Here is a 21,842-nt window from a genome sequence, read left to right as displayed (position 1 = left end):
CAGCCCCAACGAATACGAACACCGACACCACACCGCTAAACTCACGCTCGCCGCGTGATCAATAACCGCGTGCCCACCTTCACGGGGGAAGGCCCCTCAACCCCGAATCGGGCGCACATCAGGAGTCCGAAGGCATCGCGTCCGCCAACGTTGGTGCAAGATTCAGCGTCGCCGGCATCGAGTGGATGGAGTTCACCATCACTGATCGCCATGAGGACACCGCCGTGGACGCTCAGACCTGACCATCGGCGTCTCGCGGCGCAACCAACCAGTACGGCTCCGTCTCAGTTTCCGTCTCATTCAGCCTGGTTCACTGCCGTTCGCGGGAGCCCGGGGTCGCGTCCGCTGGAGTGGTGTATCGACGGCCACTCGGTGATCTCGTTTTGAGGCTATGCGGTGAGTTCGGTGGGCAGGGCTGTGTCGTCGGTTTCTGACTCGATCGGGTGGAGGCGGGCCTTGGCGAGGAGTTCTCGGCCCATGTAGCGGCGGGCCTCGGTCCACTCGTCGTTCTGCTCGGCCAGCACGGCGCCGACCAGACGGATCAGGGCGGTGCGGTCGGGGAAGATGCCGACCACGTCGGTGCGACGCCTGATTTCCTTGTTCAGCCGCTCCTGCGGATTGTTCGACCAGATCTGCCGCCAGATCTCGCGCGGGAAGGCGGTGAACGCCAGCAGGTCGTGCTGGGCGGCGTCCAAGTGGGCTGCGGCCTTGGGAAACTTGGCCTCCAGGGCGTCCAGGACATGCCGCATCTGGGCTCGGACGGCGTCGGCATCAGGCTGTTCGAAGACGGTCCGCAGCAGCGTGGCCACCCACGGCTGGGCCGACTTCGGAACCTGGCTCAGCAGGTTGCGGGCGTAGTGGGTGCGGCATCGCTGCCACGAGGCGCCCGGCAGGACGGCGCCGATCGCGGCGACCAGGCCGGTGTGGGCGTCGGAGACGACGAGCTGGACGCCGGACAGGCCGCGGGCGATCAGCGAGCGCAGGAAGGCGAGCCAGCCGGCGCCGTCCTCGGCGGTGGCGACGTCGATGCCGAGGATCTCGCGGTGGCCGTCGGCATTCACGCCGACCGCGATCAGGGCGTGGACGTTGATGATGCGGCCGCCCTCGCGGACCTTCTGGGTCAGCGCGTCCACCCAGACGAACGCGTAGGGCCCGGCGTCGAGCGGCCGGTTGCGGAAGGCGGCGACCTGCTCGTCCAGGTGCTTCGCCATCGCACTGACCTGGGACTTCGACAACTGGGTGACTCCCAGGGACTCCGCGAGTTTCTCGACCCGGCGCGTGGAGACGCCGAGCAGGTAGGCGGTGGCGACCACCGAGATGAGGGCCTGTTCGGCCCGGCGGCGCCGTTCGAGGAGCCAGTGCGGGAAGTAACTGCCCTGGCGCAGCTTGGGAATGGCCAGTTCGACCGTGCCGGCCCTGGTATCCCACTCGCGTGAGCGGTAGCCGTTGCGGTGGTTGACGCGTTCGTCGCTGACCTGCCCGTATTCGGCACCGCAGAGGGCGTCGGCCTCCGCGGACATGAGCGCGTCGGCGAACGTCTTGACCATCGCGCGCAGCAGATCCGGACTCGCCGCGGCAAGGTTGTCCTCGGCGAGGGCATGCAGGGGCACACTGTCGGGTGCGGTCATCGTGCTGATCTCCTTCGAGCTTTGACACCTCGAAGATCAGCCGGTGGCCGTTCATCTATGCGGGCATCAGCCAGAAGCCGGAGCAAACCCCCGGATCAGGTCGAACCCGTACACCACTTCCAAGGACGCAACCAGGCCCGGAGCCGATACCGGGTACACGGCCGACCCCGGGTGAACCCAGGTGAACGGCCCAGAATGACGCCCAACACCCCACCACCACAGTTGGAAAGCGTGCACGTTCGACCACCGAGCGGGACCGCTGCGGACTGCGGACGCGTTGTCAGAGGCCAGTGAGATCGTGCGCTCATGGATACGCTCTTCGATCTCCCTGAACCGGAGACCCCAGAACAAGCCGTCATCGCTCACTATCGCCTGAGCGACGACCAGTACGGCTCATGTGCCGAGCGCGAAGCGATCTTCGATGCGGAACGGGCTATGGCTGCCGCAGTTGAAGCGGCAGGAGTCGGTGAGGTCGACGGGAACGAGTTCGGTGGCGGCGAGGCCGTGCTGTACGCCTACGGAGCAGACGCCGAAGCGCTCTTCAAGATCATGGAACCGATTCTTCGCAGCGTGCTGTTCAGGCCGGCATACGTCGTGCTGCGACAGGAGAGCCGCGAGGCCGAGTCTCGTGTGGACCTGTGATGCGGTACAGCAGCGAAGTACAGCAACCCCAGCAACCGGCAGCACTCGACACCGGCCCTCAAGGCGCTCCCGGCAGCCTGTATGACCTTCAATGACCGATCTCTACAGAGCTACGGATCAGAAGGTCATGAGGGGGTGGAATCGGAGCCATTCGGCGTCCCGGGACCGCGAGGGTCCGGGGATTCCTATCCGGCCGCCCCTCTTGGCCGCCGTGCACCTCGTCGGGAGCATCGAACCGGCTCATCACTGAGCAGTGAAGATAGCGCCAGCCACTGACACCCCCGATCCGAAGTCGGGACCCTACGGATCGCCGCACCAGATGCAGCGGTAATCAGCGGTCAACCAGAGGTCACGACGCGAGCCGCGGCTCACTCATGGCGCAGCCGTCCTCGCATGTCAGGTCCATGACCCAGGCCGGGGGCGAGGTTGCGTCCACGGCTTCCCGTCCGGGTGCCGGTCACACCCGCACCCGCCGGCCCCTTCGTCCCGAACTAGGTTTGACCACCGTTCGGAGCTGCGACGACTTGCGAATGCCCAGGTGAGAGCGTTGGTATCCCTTGGCGTGGAGAGGGGTGGTCGGGCGCTACCCTCAAGATCATCTCCCAGTTTTCTTCGGGTAGACGGCGTCGAGGTCGAAGCAACGACGTGCTCATCGACGTCGTGGTCCGCACGCGTCCGATGGGTGATTGTGCGTTGGCAACAAGCCCTAGCCATAGATTCGTACGGTCAGGACGTGGTCGCGGCCTCGTCTCCTCTGCATGCTCGAAGGCGCTGTCCCAGACGGTCCGGAGCTCGTGAAGCGAGGAGGCTGATCGCGATGAATCCAGAGCTCGGTGGGCAGTTCGGGAACTACCACAAGGAGATCCATATCGACGGGCTGTCCGGCGTGCTGCCCACTATGCCCATGGCCTTCCGGGAGCGGGCACGAGCGCAGGCCGCGCCGGCGCTTGTGTCGGGTGTCGCTGGTGGCGCAGGGGCCGAGTGTACCCAGCGCGCCGGCGGACACAACCGCGAGACGTTGCCACGCTTGCCATGTCAGCTCCCAAAGGCCCGGACGTATGGACCTACGCACAACGCAACGCGACCGACTTCGCGCGCATGGCCTCTGGGTCGCCACTTTCCATCACGGTGACGACGCAGCTCGCGAGAGTGGCGGTAACGCCCGTCACGCGGCGCAACCACAATCCGCAGCCGGTCGAACGTGAGGAGCATCACGTGAGATTTAGGGCGCTTGCATTTAGTGGAATTTTGAACGTATTTCAGGTGGCTCCCTGCACAAACGGGCTTCTGCGAACCGTCTCCGCCTAAGGACAAAAACATGGGTGTGCAGGTCAGGGGGATCATCGCAACCGGTGGCACCGCCGTTCGGTCGCTCAGGCAGGTGATCGCCCAGAAGCGGCTCTCCCGGCGGATGCGGGACGAGGGCAGGCCGTTCTCGCCGGCGCTCCTGTTTCCGCTGTTGGTGATCGTGCTGGACTCGGTGGCGGCCTTCTTCACGCCCCACCTGCAGTTCTACCGGTTGATCGGGGCGGCCCCGGCGCTGGCCGCGGCGATATTCTCCGTGGCCGGCACGCTGGGCATCGGGCTGCTCGCCCTGATGGCCGGGTTCGCCATCTCCGCCGCCGACCACACTCTGGGCCAGACACCGGGCAATTTCACCCTGCTCGCGATCGTGGTCGTCACCCTGGCCGCCGCCTACGCCAGCCGGGTACGGCAGAACCGGGAGCACACCCTCGCCCAGGTCCGCTCCGTGGCGGAGACCGCGCAGCGGGTGCTGCTGCGCCCACTCCCGCAGCACCTCGAAGACATCGACATTGAGGTGCTCTACCAGGCCGCCGCCGCGCAGGCCCGCATCGGCGGCGACTTCTACGAGGCGATGCAGACCCCGTACGGGGTGCGGCTGATCATCGGCGACGTCCGCGGCAAGGGACTTCCGGCCGTCGAGGTCGCCTCGGTCATCCTCAGCACGTTCCGGGTGCTGAGGATGAGCGCGCCCGACCTGCCGTCCCTGGCAGGACATATGGAGACCGTCATGAGCCATTACTCCCGGGACGTCCCCGGCGATGCGCTGGAGCGCTTCGCCACCATCGTGCTCGTGGAGATCCCCGCCGGGGAACCGATCGCGCGCCTGGTCAACTGCGGCCACCCCGCGCCACTGCTGTTGCACGGCGGCGAAGTGCGCGAGGTGGAACCCAGCGCGCCGTCACCACCCATCAACATGGCGAACCTCCTCGGCGACCACTACCAGGTCGACACGATCCCCTTCACCGCCGGCGACCGCCTGCTGCTCTACACCGACGGCGTCAGTGAGACCCGCGACCGTACCGGGGCGTTCTACCCCCTCGCCCAGCGCGTCCGCCGATGGGCCCTCGCCCCGTCCCGCCAACTCCTCGACCACCTCCACCAGGACCTGCTCGCCTACTGTCACGGCACCCGCGACGACGACCTCGCCGCCCTCGTCGCCCACCGCGTCACACCAGCCGGCCGGGAACCGACGGAACTCGCTGTCCCCGTACAGCGCGGCCACACTCCTTCAGGGGGCGACGGAATCTGCTGACTGATGCACGGGCTCCAACCGCGCGCCGACCGCGTCGAGTCCTACTCCCCCCCATGCCCGATGCGTGCCCGATCAGGCGGCGAACCGCGGTGAATCGGGGTGGCCGAGAAGCTCGTCCAAGGCACCAGCGGGATCTGACCCGCTACCGCTCCACCCTCGCCGCGGAGCTCACCCGCGAGGCCCAGCGGCTGGAGAAGGAGCTGGAGGATGCCGGCATCAAGCTGTCCACGGTGGCCACCGACATCCTCGGCGTCTCCGGGCGGGCCATGCTGAGCGCGCTCATCGACGGCGAGCGCGACGCATCGGTCCTGGCCCAGATGGCCAAGGCGCGCATGCGGCCCAGGATCCCGGCCCTGGTCGAGGCGCTGACCGGCAACTTCGGTGAGCACCACGCCTTCTTGTGCCGCTTGCACCTGGAACGCATCGACCAGCTCAAGGCCACGATCGCCGGCCTATCGGCCCGGATCGAGGAGGAGATGCGCCCTTTCGCCCGCCAGCTTGAGCTACTCGAGACCATTCCCGGCGTCGGCCGCACCACGGCCGAGATCATCGTGGCCGAGACCGGCGGCGACATGGCCGCTTCCGCACCGCCGGGCACCTGGCATCCTGGGCCGGAGTCTGCCCCGGCCACCACGAATCCGCCGGAAGGCACAAATCCGGCCGACGACGCCACGGCAACCGATGGCTCGGCGCCGCCTTGGGTACCGCCGCCATGGCCGCCTCCCGCACTCGCCAGACCACCTACCGCGGCGCCCGCTACCACCGCCTCGTGCCCCGCCTCGGCAAGAAGAAGGCCGTGGTCGCCATCGAGCACTCCATCCTGACCGCGGTCTGGCACATACTCGACAACGACGTCGCCTACCACGACCTCGGCGGCGACTACTTCACCCGCCTCGACCCCGAACGCGCCATGCGCCGACTGGCCCGTCAAGCCAACGCCCTCGGTTACACCATCCGCTTCGACCCCATCGAAGCAGTCTGAACCGACCGACGGACTGGCATTCAGACGTCATTTTCGGACCAGAGTTCACCTCGCGCCCATCAGGCCCGATGCTTCCCAAGCTCAGGGCTTGAACTGCCCTGGGGGCAAAGTGGCAGGCCACGGCCAGCGATCAGCGGTCAGCGCACTTAGAACTCCTAGCAAAGTGAGGGGTTGACCAGTCGGCGCCAGCAGATGATGCCGCAGGCCAGGCTGAGGAAGGCTTCGTCGATGTCGTCGCGGATCTCCCAGCGGATGCGCAGCCGACGGAACCAGTGGAGCAGCGCAAAGCTCTGTTCGATCACCCAGCGATGCACGCCCAGCCCGGAACCGTGCTCGACACCGCGCCGCGCGATAACCGGGGTGATCCCCAGGGCACGCACCTGTTTGCGGTACTTGTCGTGGTCGTAGCCACGGTCGGCGTAGAGCGCGACCGGTCGCTGTCGGGGCCGCCCTCGCCGGCCGCGCACGGGCGGGACCGCCTGGACCAGAGGGACGAGCTGGGTGACGTCGTTGCAGTTCCCGCCGGTCAGCGATACCGCCAGCGGGATGCCGTGCCCTTCGATGATCAAATGGTGCTTGGAGCCTGTTCGGGCACGGTCGACCGGGCACGGTCCTGTTTTGGGCCGCCTTTGAGCGCCCTGACGTGCGAGCCGTCGATCACCGCCCTCGACCAGTCCAGCGCGCCGGCGGCGTTCAGTTCGGCCAGGAGCGACTCGTGCAGACGCTGCCAGACTCCCGCGTCGTTCCAGTCACGCAGACGCCGCCAGCAGGTCATGCCGGAGCCGAAGCCCAGCTCCTGGGGTAAGAACTCCCACGGAATGCCGATATACAACACGAACAGGATTCCCGACAGCACCTTCCGGTCGTCCAGGCGCTTACGGCCAGGATGATCGGCACGACGCGGCACGACCGGCAACAACGGCTCGATCCGCGCCCACAGCTCATCGGACACGATCCACGGCAGCTGCTCGCCCCTTCTCATGTGCAGGCTAACACCCCATCAGGTGCCAACATTCCAAGGGAAGAAGCGCCACTTTGTTAGGAGTTCTTAGCCGGATGCCTACCCACCTCGCCAGCCCAATCTGGGAAGGGGTCGTCGAAAAGGGACCCGAGCCGCGGGGGCGTCGTCGGCCGCCTACTTCACTTGACCGGGCGAGGGCTGGAAACGGAGCCTCACAGGCCATCGCTCCAACCCCCAACCCTACTCAGGCGGGATGGTCACAGCACGTCATCGGGGGAGGCATCAGTACCCCACCGCTCCTTGACATTGCCTCGATCTCCTCGAGTGACACCGGCTCTTCGTCTTCGGCTGCCACTACTGCGGAATCAACGAACCTGAGAGCCTCACGCATTGCAGGTTCATGTGGAAGCTCAGCCTCCCAGGCGAGTTCGCGCTGCGACGATCCGACGTCCATAACCCCGAGATCACGCTCACAGAGATACGAATGCAGCGGCGCAAGCGCATACTCGACCAGTTCACCGCTGACTGTTTCACCGTGAGACGCAGCCCGCAGGGCAGCAGCGACGACCACGATCATGCACTGGAGGCAGAATTCTTCTGCGGTAGAGATGTCATCACCATGAGGCACCACCGCCTGAAGTGCCTCGATCGATGACCCGTTGTCTTGAAGCTGAGCCTGGACTGCGAAATCTGAAGCGATGTTGATCGCTGTTTCCACCGCAGATCGCCTGCGTGCCTCATCGGGGCTCTCGCCGTCACGAGCCGGCTGAAGCGACTTGGCCAGCACGGTGAAGACGAACGCCTGGCGGTTCCGAGGAAGGCGTTCGATACGGTGAGCGAAGCTTTGCACCTGAGTCTGATAGTCCATTCAGTGCTCGCCCCGCAGCGATTCCAACGGCAGCCGACTGAGCCGCGCAGTCGTGTTCATCGGGGCCGCATGGAGTCCTGGCATAAATTCCTACTCTAGCGAAATTGCCCTGGGGGAGGTCAGAGTGCGGAACGTGAGCTCTTGTCCGTTTCGTGGTTGAGGTTGGGAAAGGACCGCTGGTCACGGGTGGTGGGTGGCCCTCAGGCGTCGGGCCGGGTGAACAGGCCGGGTTCGGATTCGATGAGGATGCCCCGGCTGACCAGGCGTTTCAGTTTGGAACGGATGCCTTCGGTGTTCTTCGGGAGGATCGGCAGGTCGAGGGCCTGGCAGAGGTCGCGGGCGCGCATCGGCCGGCCCGCGTCGGCCAGGGCGGTGAGGATCTGCTGGTAGGCGGGGTGGTCCGGGATGCCGGAGCGGTCCGGCCCGGTGGCGGGCGAGGGCAGCGGGAGAGTGAGGAGGGTCTTGCGGGTGATGCGCAGGTTCTCGCTCTCCGCGTCGAGTTCGCCGAGCTGCCGGGTGAGCTCTTCGATGCGGACCCGGAACTGCCCGGCCTGGTCGGCCAGTTCGCGCTCGCGGGTTTCGATGTGTTCCAGGATGGCTTTGACCTGTGAGTTCTCGCTCATGCAGTCCTCCAGGAAGCGAGGGTGGCTCCGGTGAGGCGGCGGCTCATGACGGAGGTCATCGCCCAGAAGACGCGGGAGCGGGAGGAGGCGGGGCGGTGTTCGTAGTCGCGTACGAGACGGCGGTAGAACATCAGGATCCCGTTCGTCTGCTCCACGATCCACCGCTTGGCCTGCGGAACGAAGCCCTTGTCGTCCGGGTTGCGCTCGACGATCTCGACGTCGATGCCCACGATCGTGCCGTGCTCGACGACCTTCTTCTTGAAGCCCTGGTCGACCAGGGCCTTCTTCACCGTGTCGCACTGCCTGGCGACACCGTCCAGCAGGGCGATGCCGGCGGTGTTCTCGTGCACGGAGGCGGGCAGGACGACGCAGCCGATGACGAGGCCCAACACGTCCACGGCCAGGCATCTTTTCCTGCCCGGCACCCTTTTCGCGGCATCCCGGCCCGTCGTCGTGGCCGGGACTCCGACGGAGGCGTGGATGCTCTGCGTGTCCAGGACCACCAGGCCCGGGTCGGCTAATCGCTTCCGCTTCTCCCGCAGCTGCCAGCGCAGCAGGTCGTGAATGTCCTGGTCGGTGCCCTCGTCGCGCCAGAGGTAGAAGTAGTACTTCACCGCTCCGGGCGGGGGCATGTCATGAGGCAGGAACTCCCACTGACAACCCGTGCGGTTCTGGTAGAGGATCGCGTTCACGATCTCCCGCATCGCGTACTTCCCCTGATGCCCGCTGACCGACGGATGCCGGGCCTTCCATGCCGTGATCACGGGTTCGACAAGCTCCCACTGCCCGTCGGTGAGATCGCTCGGGTACGGCTTGCGCATGCTCATGCCACAACTCAAGCGAACCCCGAACGCCTGACCGGCGACGATGCCCCAACGTCACACCATCGAGCGACGACAAGACCGATAGAACGCCACATCCCGCACTCTCAGTTCAGCAGGGCGGCCGTGAGTGAGTCGCGGTGAGTGACCAGCCAGCTTTGCATCCGGTTCCAGCGTTCCCATCCGCCACGCTCGGCCAGTGCCTGGAGGTAGACGGGGTCACCGTCAGCCACGCGGCTGGCGACGAAGGCCCGGCAGGTCTCGGTGGCCTGTTCGATGACGCCGGGCAACTCGGCACGTTCCCGCGACGAAAGGCCATAGCTGTCGGCGAGAATCCGCAGCCGTAGGGGTGCAACCAGCCCGGCGGGGTAGAGGGCAGCCGCGGATGCGGGATCGAGCATGGGGACCCAGTAGCGGGCGGTCATGGCGACGTCCCAGAGGGGGCGGCCTGGGGCCGCCAGGTCGAAATCGATCAGGGCAGCGGCATGGCCGCCGCGGAAGACGATGTTGTCCGGGCACACGTCGTTGTGGCACAGCATCGTTCCTCCCTCCGGGTCGGCGAGGTCGTGGGGCCACTCACCGCGGGTGTCGACCGCGACGGCCGCACTGGCCTCGTGCAGGCGTCGCAGCAGGCACCCCACCGATTCGAGGGCAGTTTCCGTCAGCACCCAGCGCGGGAACGGAGGCAGTGCGACGTCGCCGGGGATGAAGGTCAGCTGCTCACGGCCGTCCGCGGTCAGGCCGACTGGGATCGGAGCCGCGTCGAAGCCGTGCTCCTTGAGCGCACGAAGGTAGGCATGGAGGGCGTACGCGTTGCGGGGTGCCGGGCGTTCCACTAACGCACCCCTGCGGAAGATCGCGCCTGCGTTCGCCATGCCGCCGACCAACGCCTCGCCGTCCGCCGCCGCACCTTCAGCCGTCATGCCGATCACGCTATCGCCAGATCGGTCCGTGTGGGCTGGGATCGAAACGCGACTCGAACTTAGTCGCTCGCCTGAGGATCCGCCAGATACGTCAGTGGCCTCGGCCTGATCCTGTGCTCCGACCAAGGACGCACGTGACCAGACCGAGGCCATGGAGATGACGATGCTGTATCCCGATGCCCAGCGGGAACCGTTCGCTGTGGCGTCACACTTCCGGGACGGCTTCTACGCGTGTCTGACCGCCCGCGGTGACGAACTGTTCGAACTGACCGACGCGTTGTTGTGCGCGGACGGGCCGGTGAGGACGCCGGTGGACCTGACGCTGCTGGCCGAGCACCGCCGTGGGCACGGCGCGTTGTACGACGCCCTGAGTCGTGGCCGCATCGATGCCGGGCGGCTGCGGCAGACTCTGGCCGCACTGCCCAGCCCAAGGCCGCCGACAGCCGACTCGTCCTGGCCGTGGACGTGAGTAACTGGCTGCGGCCGGACGCGCCGAGCAGCGCAGACAGGCTGTTCTGCCACACCTACGGCCGCGGCCGGGACCAGCACCTGATGATCCCCGGCTGGCCCTACTCGTTTGTCGCCGCCCTCGAATCGGGTCGCACCTCCTGGTGCCAGTTGCTGGACGCGGTGCGCGTCGGACCCGAGGATGACGTGGCCGACGTCACCGCCGTCCAGGTCCGCCGCGTAGTCGAGGACCTGATCACGGGCGGCCAGTAGCGCGACAGGGACCCGGACATCCTGGTCGTCTTCGACGCCGGATACGACGCCCCGCGCATGGCCTGGCTGCTGGACGGCCTGCCGGTGGAGGTGCTGGGCCGGATGCGTTCGGACCGGGTCATGCGCAAGCCCGTGCCTCCCTCGCCCCTGAATCTCGCCACCGCAAGGCGGGCGACCACCGAAGCGTGGCAAGGAGTTCCGCTTCGCCAAGCCGGACACCTGGGGCGAGCCGGACACGGCCACCGTTCAGGTCACCGACCGCTACGGCACCGCACAGACGATGGCCTGGGACCACATCCACCCCCCGCCTCACCACCCGCTCCGCCTGGATCGACCACGACGGCGAACTCCCCCTCATCGAGGGCGCGTTGATCCGTCTCCAGGTCGACTACCTGCCCGGCGGCGGGGACCCGCTGCCGGTCTGGCTATGGTCCTCCAGGACCGGGATGACCGGCGAGGACATCGATCTGCGCTGGCAGGCGCCCCTGCGCAGATTCGACCAGGAGCACACGTTCCGCATGGCCAAGCAGACCCTGGGCTGGACCCGCCCGAAGATCCGTACCCCCAAGGCAGCGGACCGCTGGACGTGGCTGGTCATCACCGCCCACACCCAACTGCGGCTCGGCCGCCCGCTCGTCGAGGACCTCCGCCGCCCCTGGGAACAGCCCGCGGAGCCAGGCCGACTCACCCCGGCCCGGGTCCGCCGCGGGTTCAGGAACCTCCGCCCCGCCTTGAGCTGCCCCACCCGTGCACCAAAACCCACAAGGCCAGGCCCCGGTAGACCGCCCGGCTCCAAGAACCGGCGGCCCGCCACCCGCTACGACGTGGGCAAGACCGTCAGACGTCCCGAGACGATAACGGAACGCGACCAGGCCAGACTATGAAGGACAAGTCAGTGCGTCCTGGGCGTTGTCGGCCGGGAAGGTGATGCGGCGGAGCACGCTGACGTCGTGAAGCCCTGACGGGTGAGGACGAAGTCGAGGGCGAGGAGGGCGGAGCGGGTGTGGGACGGCGGCGAGCCTGGTGTCATCCCTTGAGCTTGTCCAGGTCTATGACCTGGTCGGCTGGCGGGGGTGTAACGGTCACAGGCTCGTTGAACGCCGAGAATTCGAGTGTGCCGGGCTCCTTGCCACCCTCCTCGGTCATCCTCAGTGCGTAGGGCTCTCCCTCGGCGGATACGACGAGGGTCTGTGTCGCGGCGCCGTCCTTCCCCGTGAGCGTCACGGCGTGCGTGCCGTGGACCTCGGTTTCCGCGCCTCTGGTGAGGCGGCTTTCCTTCTTGTCCTTCGTGAATATCGTGGCGGTGTCGCAGAAGGGGAACTCGCCGTCCGTGTTCGCGGACCCCGCTGGCGACTTGACCCAGCGCCCCTTGAGCAGCTCGGTGAGGGCAGTCGTCTCCTCGGAGGAGGCGCCCTCTTCTTTGGCTGTCTGCTGCCAGAACTTTTCGTCGCCCCTCATGTAGGTGTAGTCGCCGACCCAACGGAGATCGGCGGCCACGCCTTCGCGGGTGAAGGTCCCCAGGCAGTTGCCCTTCTCGCCGACAGCGACGTCGAAGGCCATCTCCTTCCCCTGGATGGTCATGCTGCCCTTGACCTTGAACGACTTCAGCTTCGTCATGGCCAGCCGGGACTTCTCGGAGATTTGGGCCGGGGTCAGGCCCTCGAACGGCTTCGCGGGCGAGGGCGTTGCGGAGGCAGGGGTGCCTGCCTCCTTGGCGTCGGCCTTCTTGTCGTCTCCGCACGCGGTGAGCGTCACCACCGCCGTCGTGCACAGGGCCGCCGCAGCCAGAACGGTACGATTAGTCACCTTTGTTCCCCCTTGAATATTCCGGTTCACTGATAGGACTCGGCAGCGACGCAAAGGGATGCGCCGACCGGTACATGATCCGGCTCACTCCTGACGCGACGCACTCCACCAAGCGCCGGTGGCCCTCAGGAGCAACTCCTCTGCACCACGCAACCCGGCGCAGGTGAGCCGACCACACGCCACCACGCACGAAGATCCGCTGTGCAACTCGGCTGTCGACCGGCCAACTGGACTGCACAGTCGCACTCGCGGTGACTGAGTAGTCCAGTGGGCACCGCTCTCCGACTTAAGTGCTCAGCCCATGCACGGCAACGGTTCGTGCATCTACGAAGGCCAGGGCCGTTCATCCGTGGCCGGGGCACCTTCCAGCGGTAGGCGGTCGCGGTGGCACTCCGATTCCAACTACTCCTCCATGACGAAGAGCGGACGCGACAGGCGTATGGCCCCAACCTGCTGTGAACGCAAGAGAAGCCCGAGATCAGTCAGAGAGAGGGATCCATCCGGGGTGTACAGCAGGCAGTTTCCGTGCTCGGCGGCGTGGTCGAGCAGGAACTGGTGCGTCTGCTCGGGATCGCGGCCGGCCAGCGCAAAGCCCGCGAGGAAGACCTGCGGTCTCGTGAGTGCATCCAGCGCAACGCACGCCAGTCTGCCTCCGTGGTAAAACGCCTTCACCCCGTTGGCGAAGTCTTCTTGCCCGTATGGGTCGCCGACCCGTTCTTGCGGCCCAGAGACCTGGAGTGCGTCGGCGACCTCGGCGGGGCTCATCCCAAACCGCAGCGGCCCCAGACCGACGTCGGGCAGCAAGTCCCAACGCTCCCGTTCCTCGCCCGCCCTCACGCTACCCACCCCTTCGTCTAGCCGACCATAACCGCACCCACGCTGCTGACCAGGTACCGGATGCGCGGCCGGCACTTCAGGTGCCGACTGACCTGCTCAAGTGCCAGCTGAAACGCTCAGTCACAACGTGCTGTGACTGAGCGCCGTAGTTGGCCCGTCCGGCCAATTCGCGCTCAGGAAGTCCGCCGGATCTTGAGGCTGGGTCAGGTGTGAACCGGGAAGGCCGATTGGAAAGCCAGGCGAGGGGCAGCGTCCGCCCCGAGTCGAGTGAGCAGGTCATCGAGCGCGAGGTACTCCTCCCAGGGCTTCCGCTGCGTCGCACCTGCTAGCGCCCTGACGAGCCTGTCCTCAAGGCCGGAGACGCGCTTGTCCTTCCACACTTTGTCGGCTGTGCTGACCAGGAGGTCCTCCATCGTCACGCCGGGGGCGTCCCAGCTGGCGTGGGTGGCGGCGAACCGAGCCAGTGCGGGCGGGAAGCCGCGGCTCAGCAGCAGGTCACGACCAGCGTGCTCGTGTGCCGAGCCGGGCCCGGCGAGCTCCTCGGGGTGCAAGACCTTGCCCACGTCGTGGGTCGCCGCACCGAAGAGAACACCGTCGCGGTCCACGGCCAAATCCGGGTAGCGGTCCTGCACCCAGTCCACCAGTTCGACCGCAACGTCATGGACCGCACGCAAGTGCGCCGCCAGCCGAGGCGGGGCGCTCAGAGAACGCAGCAGTTCCATCGCCACGGTGGCAGCGGCCGCAGACGGGGCTCGCCCGGGGCGTCCAGGGCACGTGCCAAGAAGTCCGTAGGCGTCGCGGTCATCCCGCAGACATTACTCCCACGGGGCCCGCGGGACCGGGTGCTGGTCATCACATGGTGGGACGCCGCGTGCGACGCCGACCTGACTTAACTCCCTGAGTCCGAAAGAGGGTTGGTCACTCGGGCGGTGTATCGGTGGCGGTTCGAGTCGGTGGCGACGGCCTGACCGGGGAGTACGAGAGCTCCCACGGACTGTCCGGGACGTGTCCCCCCACAACAGCACGGCGTTCCTCTTCTCCCAGCGTGCTGCGATGCCGGCCCGGATCAGCCAGTCTCGGGACATCGACAGGGGGGTCAGGGATAGCCAGGGGCTCAAGGCCAGTCCCATGGCCAGTGTCGGCACCAGCAGCACGGGGAGGAGGCCCTTATTGACGAGGTTGTGGCGCAGGGAGTAGTCGGCGCGTCGGAGGATTTCGGGGTGTTCCAGCGGAACTGCTTCCTCGAAGGTGCGAACCTCACTGACCCACTTGAGCCGGGAAGCCTCGAGCATTCCGAAGAGCACGTTGCAACCGAGCATGAGAAGGATGACCCTCCACACCGTGTCGTCGACCACGGCAGGTATCCCACGCACGCCGAAGGCCACCGGCGCACTGACGACGCAGGCGCACACCGCCATGGCGACGCCTATCAGTTGATGGTGGACGTACCTGGTCATCGCGCCCCCGTACTCCCGGCGCCGAGGGTCACCCCACCCCCGACATCTCCGCCTCGCACCGCAGCTTCCAGCCCAGGCCCAGCATCCGTAGCGGTCTCGTGAGGGTCAGCCGCGCCGTGTGCCGTATGTCCGTGCGGGACGCCGCCAACCGTAGTTTCAGCGGCCCGGTTCAACCACCCGCGTTTGCCGCTTGGTACGTACCACCACTCTGACGGTGCCCACCAGAAAGCCCGCCGCGAGCAGCCCGCTCACGATCGAACCCGTTCGGATTCCGTCGGCGTCGCGTCCGTCGAGGTATGCAATGTGGCGGACCTCGGTGGGGCGCGCCGGGTTGAATACGACGGGTATGTACGTTCCTGGTTTTGGATCGGTTGCTGAGCTGCCCGGGACATCGACATCCGCGTGCACGGGGCCGGACGGTGTGCCAAAGCGCACGGTCACGGTGTTCACCCAGCCTTCCTCCGACCGGCCGGTTATCTCGACTACGGTTGCGTCGGTCCTGTGGCCGTGGTGCCGGAGGTTCGCCAGCAGCTGGTACTCCTGGCCGGCTTTCCATCCCATGACTCCGGCAAAGGTGGCGAACATCAGGAAAACCGCGGCGGCCATTCGGGCTTTGGCCCAGCGAGGGGCCAGCAGCCACGATTCCGGACCGAGCCGCAGCAGTGCCGTCACGCGGCTGCCTGACGAAGGAATCCCGCGGGCCCCGCGGTGAGCCCGACTCCGGCGGCGTACCAGCAGCCTGGAGACACCGTTCGCTGCGGCCAGCGCCACCGCCCAGCCAAGAACATAGAGCCACAACGGCCCGAGCGGCCCGAATGCCAACCACACCACGATGGCCACGACGACAGCCGGCACCTCCCACCCAGAGGGAGAGACGTACTCATCCCGGCCGTCGCTCAACAAAGACTTGCGCTCATCCATCTGCGCCTCCACCCGTTACGAGAGGAGACTCGCCGGCTTCCGCGTTGGTTGCAGCGGTATCCGGCCGCCTCGCGTCAGAAGTCTCGTCCGTCTTTGGGCTTCACCTGCGCCGATGCCCCATGATCCCGTCCACGGACCTCGACACAGGGCCGCTTCGGACGGCATACGGCTGCACATGCATGAAGACCCCGGCCTCGGCGTTTCCGCTGTAGTCGTCGGTCGGAGTTCCATGAAAGGCGTCACCGGACGCCGCTTTGCCCGGTACCCGGCGCGGGCCACCTAACGCGCTCGCCCGGGCCAAGTAGAGCACTCCCGGGCCAACTGGACTGCTCAGTCACAGCTGTGACTGAGCAGTCCAGTTGGCACTGATTGCCAGATGTGGTGCACAGCAGGAGGTGAAACCGTCGGAGCAAGCAGAGCCATGCACGAGCGCTACAAGGGCCCGTTATCCGCCGGGCACGCCTTAAGACGCAGAGCAGCAGGAAGCTCCTGTGCCGCGGGTTTCCGCGTTGACGTCAATGCGGGCGTTCGCAGCGATCGGCTCCATCCACGGGGCGAGCGCGATCTGACTCCCGCCTCCGCCTGCGGCCCGGACAGGACCTGCCCAACGCGCTGTCGGACGACGCAACCCAGCCCTCCCAGTCCTTCTCCGCCTCGGCCAACTCGGCCAGTTTTCTCCCGCAGCCCCTCCATACGCTCCTGCACGGCCAGCGCATGCTCCTCCGGCAAACCCGAAACCGACGGCACCGGCACCTCCTCCGAAGAGACAATCCGACGGCCTCGCTCTGCCTTGCCACGGACGATCCCATGCCTGACCTGCGGGAACTAACCGAGCAAACTCTGAGGACGCGAGGGCGTTTCTGATGCCGCGGGTCTTGGATGTCCCAAGGGTAGGCGTGGTGGTCATGCCCACTGACGGCCAGGAGAATGCTGTCGGCGCCTCAGAGCGCCGTGACCTGCGGGAGGAGATGTGACACAGCTTCATACGCTCGGGTCATAACCCAGGCAGCAGGGACTCCACCCATTTCAGCGCAGCTCACCGCGGTCCCGCCTTTCCGCGCCGTCGCAGCGGAGCTGGGCGAGGGAGGTGCTGTCCGCCTCCTTGGCAGGCAGTCGTTTGAGTTGTCTGGATTCCGGTGGCCTTTGACCTGGTCAGCGGTCGGCGGCGGCGTCCCCGCGGAACGCCCCGGCCACCACGGGGACCAGCTGCCGCTCGATCTGCTCGGCGGATATGGCGGCCAGCTCGGCGCCGATGGGCGCCAGCGCGAGCCAGTTCAGCAGGCCGGCTGCGCATCGCGTACGGAAGATCAGTTCCTGCTCGTCGACTCCGGGAAGGTTCGCTGTCAGCACCCGGAGGGCCTCCCGGCGACTCTGGTCGAACTTGCCGGTCAGCCGCTCCCACCCCTGGGGCGGATCGATGCCGACACGCGCCACAGTCCGCATCATGGCCAGGTCTTGTCCACCGGCCGACAGCGCGCGCATCATCGGCCGGGCGAAGGCTGCCGCCAGGTCCTGGAGTGTCGAAGTGGAGCCAAGCGAATTGAGTGCCAGGAGCTGCGCGTCCAGATACTGTTCCAACGCGTGCTCTATCGCCGAGTCGCACAGCGCTTTCAGCGACCCGAAGTGGTAACTCACCGCGGCGACGTTGGCTCCGGCGCGATCTGTGATCTCGCGGAGTGTCACGCCCTCCTGGCCTCGTTGCGCTAGCAACTCCAGGGCGGCCGTCTGCAGACCGTCCCGCGTGCGCTGACCGGCCTCCCGGCGCAGGTCCGTCTTTTCCGCCCGTATCATGCCATGTACTTAAGCAGATGCTTGAGTACATTGTCAACAGTCGCCTCGCGGATCGAAGCCGAACCCGAGCGCATCCGGTTTCTCGAGGAGCGGACGCCTGGGGCGCCGCCCCGGATCACTGTCGCAGACCCGACCTGACCAGCCGCAATGCGGCCGCGCACGCATGCCCCCGCGGCTGCGCGAGCACAGAATTCAAACAGTGGCTTGACAGCCCACACTGCCGTTCATAAAGTAAAGCGAGCATTTGATTTACTAAGCGCGTCAGAGAGACCGTTGTGACGGATCTCGGATCCTGAGAACCAACCTGGAGGAACACGACATGAAGCTGCTCAGCCGGAAGTCGATCACCGCCGCGACCGCGGTAGCTGTCCTGGGTGGTCTTTCCATCGCCGCTGCGCCGACGCAGGCCGCAAGCCCCGTCCACAGCAGTGCGGCGGTCCACAGCAGTACGGCGGTCCACGCGGGCCTGACCGATCGCGACCTGGCGAAGCTGCCGCTCACGGACCGCCACCTGACCAAGCACGAGAGGGCCAATCTCGCAGTCGTCCTGCGCGACTACCACGTAGCGGAGGGCAACAGCCTGGACGTCAACACGTTCGTCAACAGCTTCACCAAGGACGGCGTCTTCAACGACATGGTCCCCGGCCAGGCATATCGGGGCAAGGCGCTCGGTGACGTTCTGCCCTACATGGCCAACCTCTTCCCCGACGTTCACCGTGAACTCAAGCGCATCACCGTGAACGGCGACGTGATCAGCATCGAGCTGTCGATCCAGGGCACGTTCGAGGGACCGCTGCAGTCACCGGCGGGCACCGTCAAGCCGACCGGCGCGAAGATCGACGTGCCGACTGCCGACTTCTGGTACCTGCACAACGGCAAGGTCGAGAAGTTCAACTGCTTCGTCGGGTACTCGACCATGTACGCCCAGATGGGCGTGAACTTCGACTGGGCCTCGGCGGTCAACAAGCACTGAGTCGTTCCCCGGCGGGTGATGCCCGGCCCTACCGGCCGCACATCACCCGCCGGTTCTGCCGCGCTGGCCGCTGCAGGTCCGCTGGAGGGTGTTCCTCGTGTAGCACGCCGCTCTTCAAGAGCAACCACCGGAACGCCTGCGTCGACGGTGTTACTTCGTCTTCCCTCTCGGGCCGGCTCCCCCCACCGTCGACCGGTGAGATCAGCCGTACAAAAGAGGAGGACCACAAATGAACCACAATAGCGCGGTCTCTCCGGAGCCGGCAGCGGCTGCTGCAGGACCGGGGAACAGTAGCGCGGACGGCTTCGGCTGCGCTCCGGGGTGGGAAGCCGTCCGCGGCCTTCAGGTGGTGTGAGAGCCCTGTTTCTGTCGTCAATGCGGAGCGAGACTCGCCGCTCCATCAGCACCGCTCAAACAATCAGCAAGATGCAAAAATCGGCAAGGAGATTATGATGACCAATACGCATGATCATGAGTTGACCACTGGGGTGAAGGTTCCCCTTGTCGGTTTCGGGACTTATCTCATTCCGAACGAAGAGGCCGCGTCCGCCGTCGAGAATTCCCTGGCTGCAGGGTACCGACACGTCGATACGGCCGAGGTGTATGAGAACGAGCGCGGCGTCGGCGAAGGGCTGGGTCGCGGTATACAGCAAGAAGGTCTCGAACGCGGCGACGTGTTCGTAACGACCAAGCTGTGGCCGCTGATGCAGGAACGCAGCAAGACGCGCGAAGAGACCCTGCGGTCCCTCGACGAGAGTCTTGACCGGCTCGGTCTGGAGCAGGTCGACCTGTACCTCATCCACGCCACGTTCGGGCGTGAGCAGCGTCTGGAACAGTGGCAGGGACTGGTTGAGGCTTACAAGAGCGGCAAGGCGCGTGCGATCGGCGTTTCGAACTTCAATGCCGCTCACATCGACGAGCTGGTCGAGGCGGGACTTCCCGTTCCGCACGCCAACCAGATCGAACTGCACCCCTGGTCGCAGAAGCCCCAACTGGTCTCCTACTTGAACCAGAAGGGCATCACGCCCATCGCCTACAGCAGCCTGGTTCCGCTGTCGACCTGGCGCACCGCGCCCGGCCACATGAGCGGAAAGACGCAGGAGATGCGCGCCGAAGGAGAGCGCTCCGATTCGCCCTTCAAGAAGCTGGCGGAAAAATACGGTGTGACCGAGGCGCAGTTCCTTCTGGGCTGGGGCGTGCAGAACGGCTATCCGGTGCTTCCCAAGAGCACCAACCCGGTCCGCATGCGTGAGAACCTGGACGTTTTCCCGTTCCGCATCGACGACGCCGACATGGACTACATTCGCGGTATGGACCGCGGAGCAGGGCTCGCCTGGGGCGAAGTAGACCCCACCACGCACGGCTGACCAGCCCCAGACCAGCGCGTTTCTCGGCCCGGCCCAGCATCCGGCGGGCCCCGATCGGCGCCCACGGCTGCCCGGCGTCGGCGCCGTGACCCTGCCCGCCAACTCAGCTGCTCGCTGGGAGCGAAAACGGTGCCGCGCTGTGCGCGGCGGGCATGTCTGCGCGTCCTGCACGAGTGGCTGCGAACCCGTCCTGATCCGGGAACGAGCCGAATGGGGATGGATCGACTGGACCGTGCCCGCCGACGGCAGCCTCCCCGAACGGCCGCACCGGATCGCCGTCTTCACCCCGATCGCAACTCGCGCCCAGCGCCTCGCCCTGCGCTGGCTGGCCCGGCGTCCCGCACGCCGTATCCGCCTCGGCTCGGTGACCGCACGGACCGCCACAGCCGTCGCCCTGGCCCTCAGCCTGGCCGCGGCCACGCTCGCGATCATCCACGGCGTGCCCATCAGCATCGTGCTGCCGGTGGCCGCCCTGACCCCGCTGCTCGTGGAGTATCTGTCCGACCCGCTCGATGCCCGCGCGAGCGGACACGTCCGGATCGTCGACGCCGAAACCGCCTGCCACTACCTGCAGCGCCTCGCCGCCCTGCACGCGGGCGTCGCCCAGGCTGCCGTCGGCAGCGACACTTGCGAGCTGCGGCGCGCCGTCGAGATCGGCCACCACCAGCTGTTCGACACCGCGGACCTGCTCCAGCGCCGCGACACCCGCTCGGCCTTAAGCGAGCTCATCGCCCGGGAGCGGCTGATGCTGCAACTCGCCATCCAGACCGGTCAGATCGTGGCGTCCACGGAGGGCGACGCACGGTCCCGAGGGGTTCACGCAGCGGACGGACAGGGTAATCACCGATGCCCTGCTTGTCGGCCCCGAGCTGGCGGAGGATCCGTACGGGGCCAAGCCGGTCACCCAGTGGCGCGATGTCCGCGAGCGGGAGACCAACCCCGGAACATGGCCGGTGAAGGATGACCGGGACCGGCCGCGCTGGGACTGCACGCCCCTGGAGGGGCTCGGTCCGCTCCGCTTCGGGATGAGCCCGCAGCAGGTGGCGGCCGCGTTGGACGGCGAAGCACCAGGCGCCCGCTGGGGGTTCCTAACTGCTGCGGGTTTCGTCATCGAATCTCAGTGTTTCTCAACTTCGGTTGCAGCTCGGGGTGTTGTCGGTGGCGGTCGGTAGGCTGATGGGGTGATCGTTACGCATGCCTACCGATTCGCTTTGGACCCGACGCCTGGTCAGGTCGGGGCGCTGCTGCGGCATGCGGGTGCGGCGCGGGTGGCGTTCAACTGGGGCCTTGCGCGGGTGAAAGCGAACCTCTCCCAGCGGGAGGCGGAGCGCTCCTACGGCCTCCCTAAGGACGAGCTGACGCCGCTTGTGTCGTGGTCGATGTATTCCATGCGTAAAGCCTGGAATCAGGCCAAGGCTGATGTGGCGCCCTGGTGGGCGGAGTGCTCGAAGGAGGCGTACGCGACCGGCCTCGACCGTCTGGCCACCTCGCTCAGGAACTGGCAGAACTCGAAGAAGGGCAAGCGCAAGGGCCCGCAGATGGGCTTCCCCCGCTTCAAGACCAAGGCCAGGGCCGTTGCCTCCGTTCGGTTCACCACCGGCACGATCCGGCTGGAGGAGAGCCGCAGGCATGTGACGTTGCCGGTCCTTGGGACGATCAAGACGCATGAGTCCACGCGTAAGCTGCACCGCCGGATCGTGGACGGCACCGCGACGGTGAAGTCCGCGACCGTACGCCGCGAGAGTGGGCGCTGGTTCGTGTCCTTCACCCTCGAGGTCGAGCGGGCCGAACGCCCAGTGGCCCGGCCGGACGCGGTGATCGGTGTCGACCTGGGTATCAAGACCCTCGCGGTGTTCTCCGACGGCCGATTGGCCGCAGCCAACCCGCGCCACTACGACGCTGCGCGGCGCAAACTCGGGCGCCTGGCCCGTACGGTCTCCCGCCGTCAGGGGCCAAACCGGCGCA

Annotated in this window: 19 protein-coding genes and 2 pseudogenes; 9 read left to right on the top strand and 12 right to left on the bottom strand. The window is 66.7% G+C overall.

Going from position 1 to position 21,842, the window contains the following annotated elements:
• Positions 1-389 precede the first annotated feature (389 nt).
• Complete coding sequence (locus ACFYXB_RS42865) at positions 390-1,628, bottom strand: IS256 family transposase (RefSeq protein ID WP_389590683.1); 1,239 nt, start codon at positions 1,626-1,628, stop codon at positions 390-392.
• A 306-nt stretch (positions 1,629-1,934) separates the two neighbouring features.
• Between ACFYXB_RS42865 and ACFYXB_RS42860 the strand changes: the two genes are divergently transcribed.
• The 4 genes and pseudogenes from ACFYXB_RS42860 to ACFYXB_RS42845 all read left to right on the top strand — a co-directional run bounded on the left by ACFYXB_RS42860 (position 1,935) and on the right by ACFYXB_RS42845 (position 5,809).
• Positions 1,935-2,270, top strand: a complete 336-nt coding sequence (locus ACFYXB_RS42860; protein ID WP_389590682.1) for a hypothetical protein — start codon at positions 1,935-1,937, stop codon at positions 2,268-2,270.
• A gap of 1,318 nt (positions 2,271-3,588) precedes the next feature.
• Positions 3,589-4,827: a PP2C family protein-serine/threonine phosphatase gene (locus ACFYXB_RS42855; protein WP_389590680.1), complete on the top strand. Its 1,239-nt coding sequence runs from the start codon at positions 3,589-3,591 to the stop codon at positions 4,825-4,827.
• Between the two features lie 598 nt (positions 4,828-5,425).
• Positions 5,426-5,506 (top strand): annotated as a pseudogene (locus ACFYXB_RS42850) (transposase); the annotation flags it as partial.
• Between the two features lie 117 nt (positions 5,507-5,623).
• Entirely contained in the window at positions 5,624-5,809 is a 186-nt protein-coding gene (locus ACFYXB_RS42845; protein WP_389590678.1) for a hypothetical protein, read from the top strand.
• A 155-nt stretch (positions 5,810-5,964) separates the two neighbouring features.
• Here the strand turns inward: ACFYXB_RS42845 and ACFYXB_RS42840 are convergent.
• From ACFYXB_RS42840 to ACFYXB_RS42820, 5 genes are all read right to left on the bottom strand, one after another.
• A protein-coding gene (locus ACFYXB_RS42840) for an IS5 family transposase (protein ID WP_389590676.1) occupies positions 5,965-6,791 on the bottom strand; the annotation gives its coding sequence in 2 pieces (ribosomal slippage) (positions 5,965-6,431 and positions 6,431-6,791; 828 coding nt in all).
• A 223-nt stretch (positions 6,792-7,014) separates the two neighbouring features.
• Positions 7,015-7,638 (bottom strand): hypothetical protein, encoded by a 624-nt coding sequence (locus ACFYXB_RS42835; protein WP_389590675.1) that lies wholly within the window; start codon positions 7,636-7,638, stop codon positions 7,015-7,017.
• Positions 7,639-7,838: 200 nt separating this feature from the next.
• Entirely contained in the window at positions 7,839-8,261 is a 423-nt protein-coding gene (locus ACFYXB_RS42830; RefSeq protein ID WP_389590674.1) for a hypothetical protein, read from the bottom strand.
• Entirely contained in the window at positions 8,258-9,088 is an 831-nt protein-coding gene (locus ACFYXB_RS42825) for an IS5 family transposase (RefSeq protein ID WP_389590673.1), read from the bottom strand. Before ACFYXB_RS42825 ends, ACFYXB_RS42830 begins: the two co-directional genes overlap by 4 nt.
• Positions 9,089-9,189: 101 nt before the next feature.
• Positions 9,190-10,005, bottom strand: coding sequence for a phosphotransferase (locus ACFYXB_RS42820; RefSeq protein ID WP_389590672.1), 816 nt, complete (start codon positions 10,003-10,005; stop codon positions 9,190-9,192).
• Between the two features lie 157 nt (positions 10,006-10,162).
• Between ACFYXB_RS42820 and ACFYXB_RS42815 the strand changes: the two are divergent.
• Positions 10,163-11,609 (top strand): annotated as a pseudogene (locus ACFYXB_RS42815) (NF041680 family putative transposase).
• A gap of 142 nt (positions 11,610-11,751) precedes the next feature.
• On the opposite strand, the gene ACFYXB_RS42810 reads toward ACFYXB_RS42815, so the two are convergent.
• The 6 genes from ACFYXB_RS42810 to ACFYXB_RS42785 all read right to left on the bottom strand — a co-directional run bounded on the left by ACFYXB_RS42810 (position 11,752) and on the right by ACFYXB_RS42785 (position 17,537).
• Complete coding sequence (locus ACFYXB_RS42810) at positions 11,752-12,531, bottom strand: hypothetical protein (protein ID WP_389590671.1); 780 nt, start codon at positions 12,529-12,531, stop codon at positions 11,752-11,754.
• A gap of 402 nt (positions 12,532-12,933) precedes the next feature.
• Positions 12,934-13,335, bottom strand: a complete 402-nt coding sequence (locus tag ACFYXB_RS42805; RefSeq protein ID WP_389590670.1) for a hypothetical protein — start codon at positions 13,333-13,335, stop codon at positions 12,934-12,936.
• Between the two features lie 236 nt (positions 13,336-13,571).
• Positions 13,572-14,090 (bottom strand): HD domain-containing protein, encoded by a 519-nt coding sequence (locus ACFYXB_RS42800; RefSeq protein ID WP_389590669.1) that lies wholly within the window; start codon positions 14,088-14,090, stop codon positions 13,572-13,574.
• A 93-nt stretch (positions 14,091-14,183) separates the two neighbouring features.
• Positions 14,184-14,825, bottom strand: a complete 642-nt coding sequence (locus ACFYXB_RS42795; protein WP_389590685.1) for a hypothetical protein — start codon at positions 14,823-14,825, stop codon at positions 14,184-14,186.
• Between the two features lie 156 nt (positions 14,826-14,981).
• Complete coding sequence (locus ACFYXB_RS42790; RefSeq protein ID WP_389590667.1) at positions 14,982-15,746, bottom strand: DUF3592 domain-containing protein; 765 nt, start codon at positions 15,744-15,746, stop codon at positions 14,982-14,984.
• Between the two features lie 1,152 nt (positions 15,747-16,898).
• Complete coding sequence (locus ACFYXB_RS42785) at positions 16,899-17,537, bottom strand: TetR/AcrR family transcriptional regulator (RefSeq protein ID WP_389590665.1); 639 nt, start codon at positions 17,535-17,537, stop codon at positions 16,899-16,901.
• 319 nt (positions 17,538-17,856) lie between these two features.
• On the opposite strand from ACFYXB_RS42785, the gene ACFYXB_RS42780 reads away from it, so the two are divergent.
• From ACFYXB_RS42780 to tnpB, 4 genes are all read left to right on the top strand, one after another.
• A complete protein-coding gene (locus ACFYXB_RS42780) occupies positions 17,857-18,510 on the top strand; it encodes a nuclear transport factor 2 family protein (protein ID WP_389590663.1) in 654 nt (217 codons plus the stop codon).
• A 452-nt stretch (positions 18,511-18,962) separates the two neighbouring features.
• Positions 18,963-19,877, top strand: a complete 915-nt coding sequence (locus ACFYXB_RS42775; RefSeq protein ID WP_389590662.1) for an aldo/keto reductase — start codon at positions 18,963-18,965, stop codon at positions 19,875-19,877.
• Between the two features lie 139 nt (positions 19,878-20,016).
• On the top strand, positions 20,017-20,841 hold the full coding sequence (locus ACFYXB_RS42770; RefSeq protein ID WP_389590660.1) for a hypothetical protein: 825 nt from the start codon (positions 20,017-20,019) through the stop codon (positions 20,839-20,841).
• A 247-nt stretch (positions 20,842-21,088) separates the two neighbouring features.
• A partial coding sequence (gene tnpB, locus ACFYXB_RS42765) for an IS607 family element RNA-guided endonuclease TnpB (protein ID WP_389590659.1) occupies positions 21,089-21,842 on the top strand: 754 nt, incomplete at its 3' end.

It is taken from the genome of Streptomyces sp. NPDC002619 (assembly GCF_042889305.1).
Lineage (GTDB): Bacteria > Actinomycetota > Actinomycetes > Streptomycetales > Streptomycetaceae > Streptomyces.
This window is presented reverse-complemented; position numbering and strand designations above follow the sequence as displayed.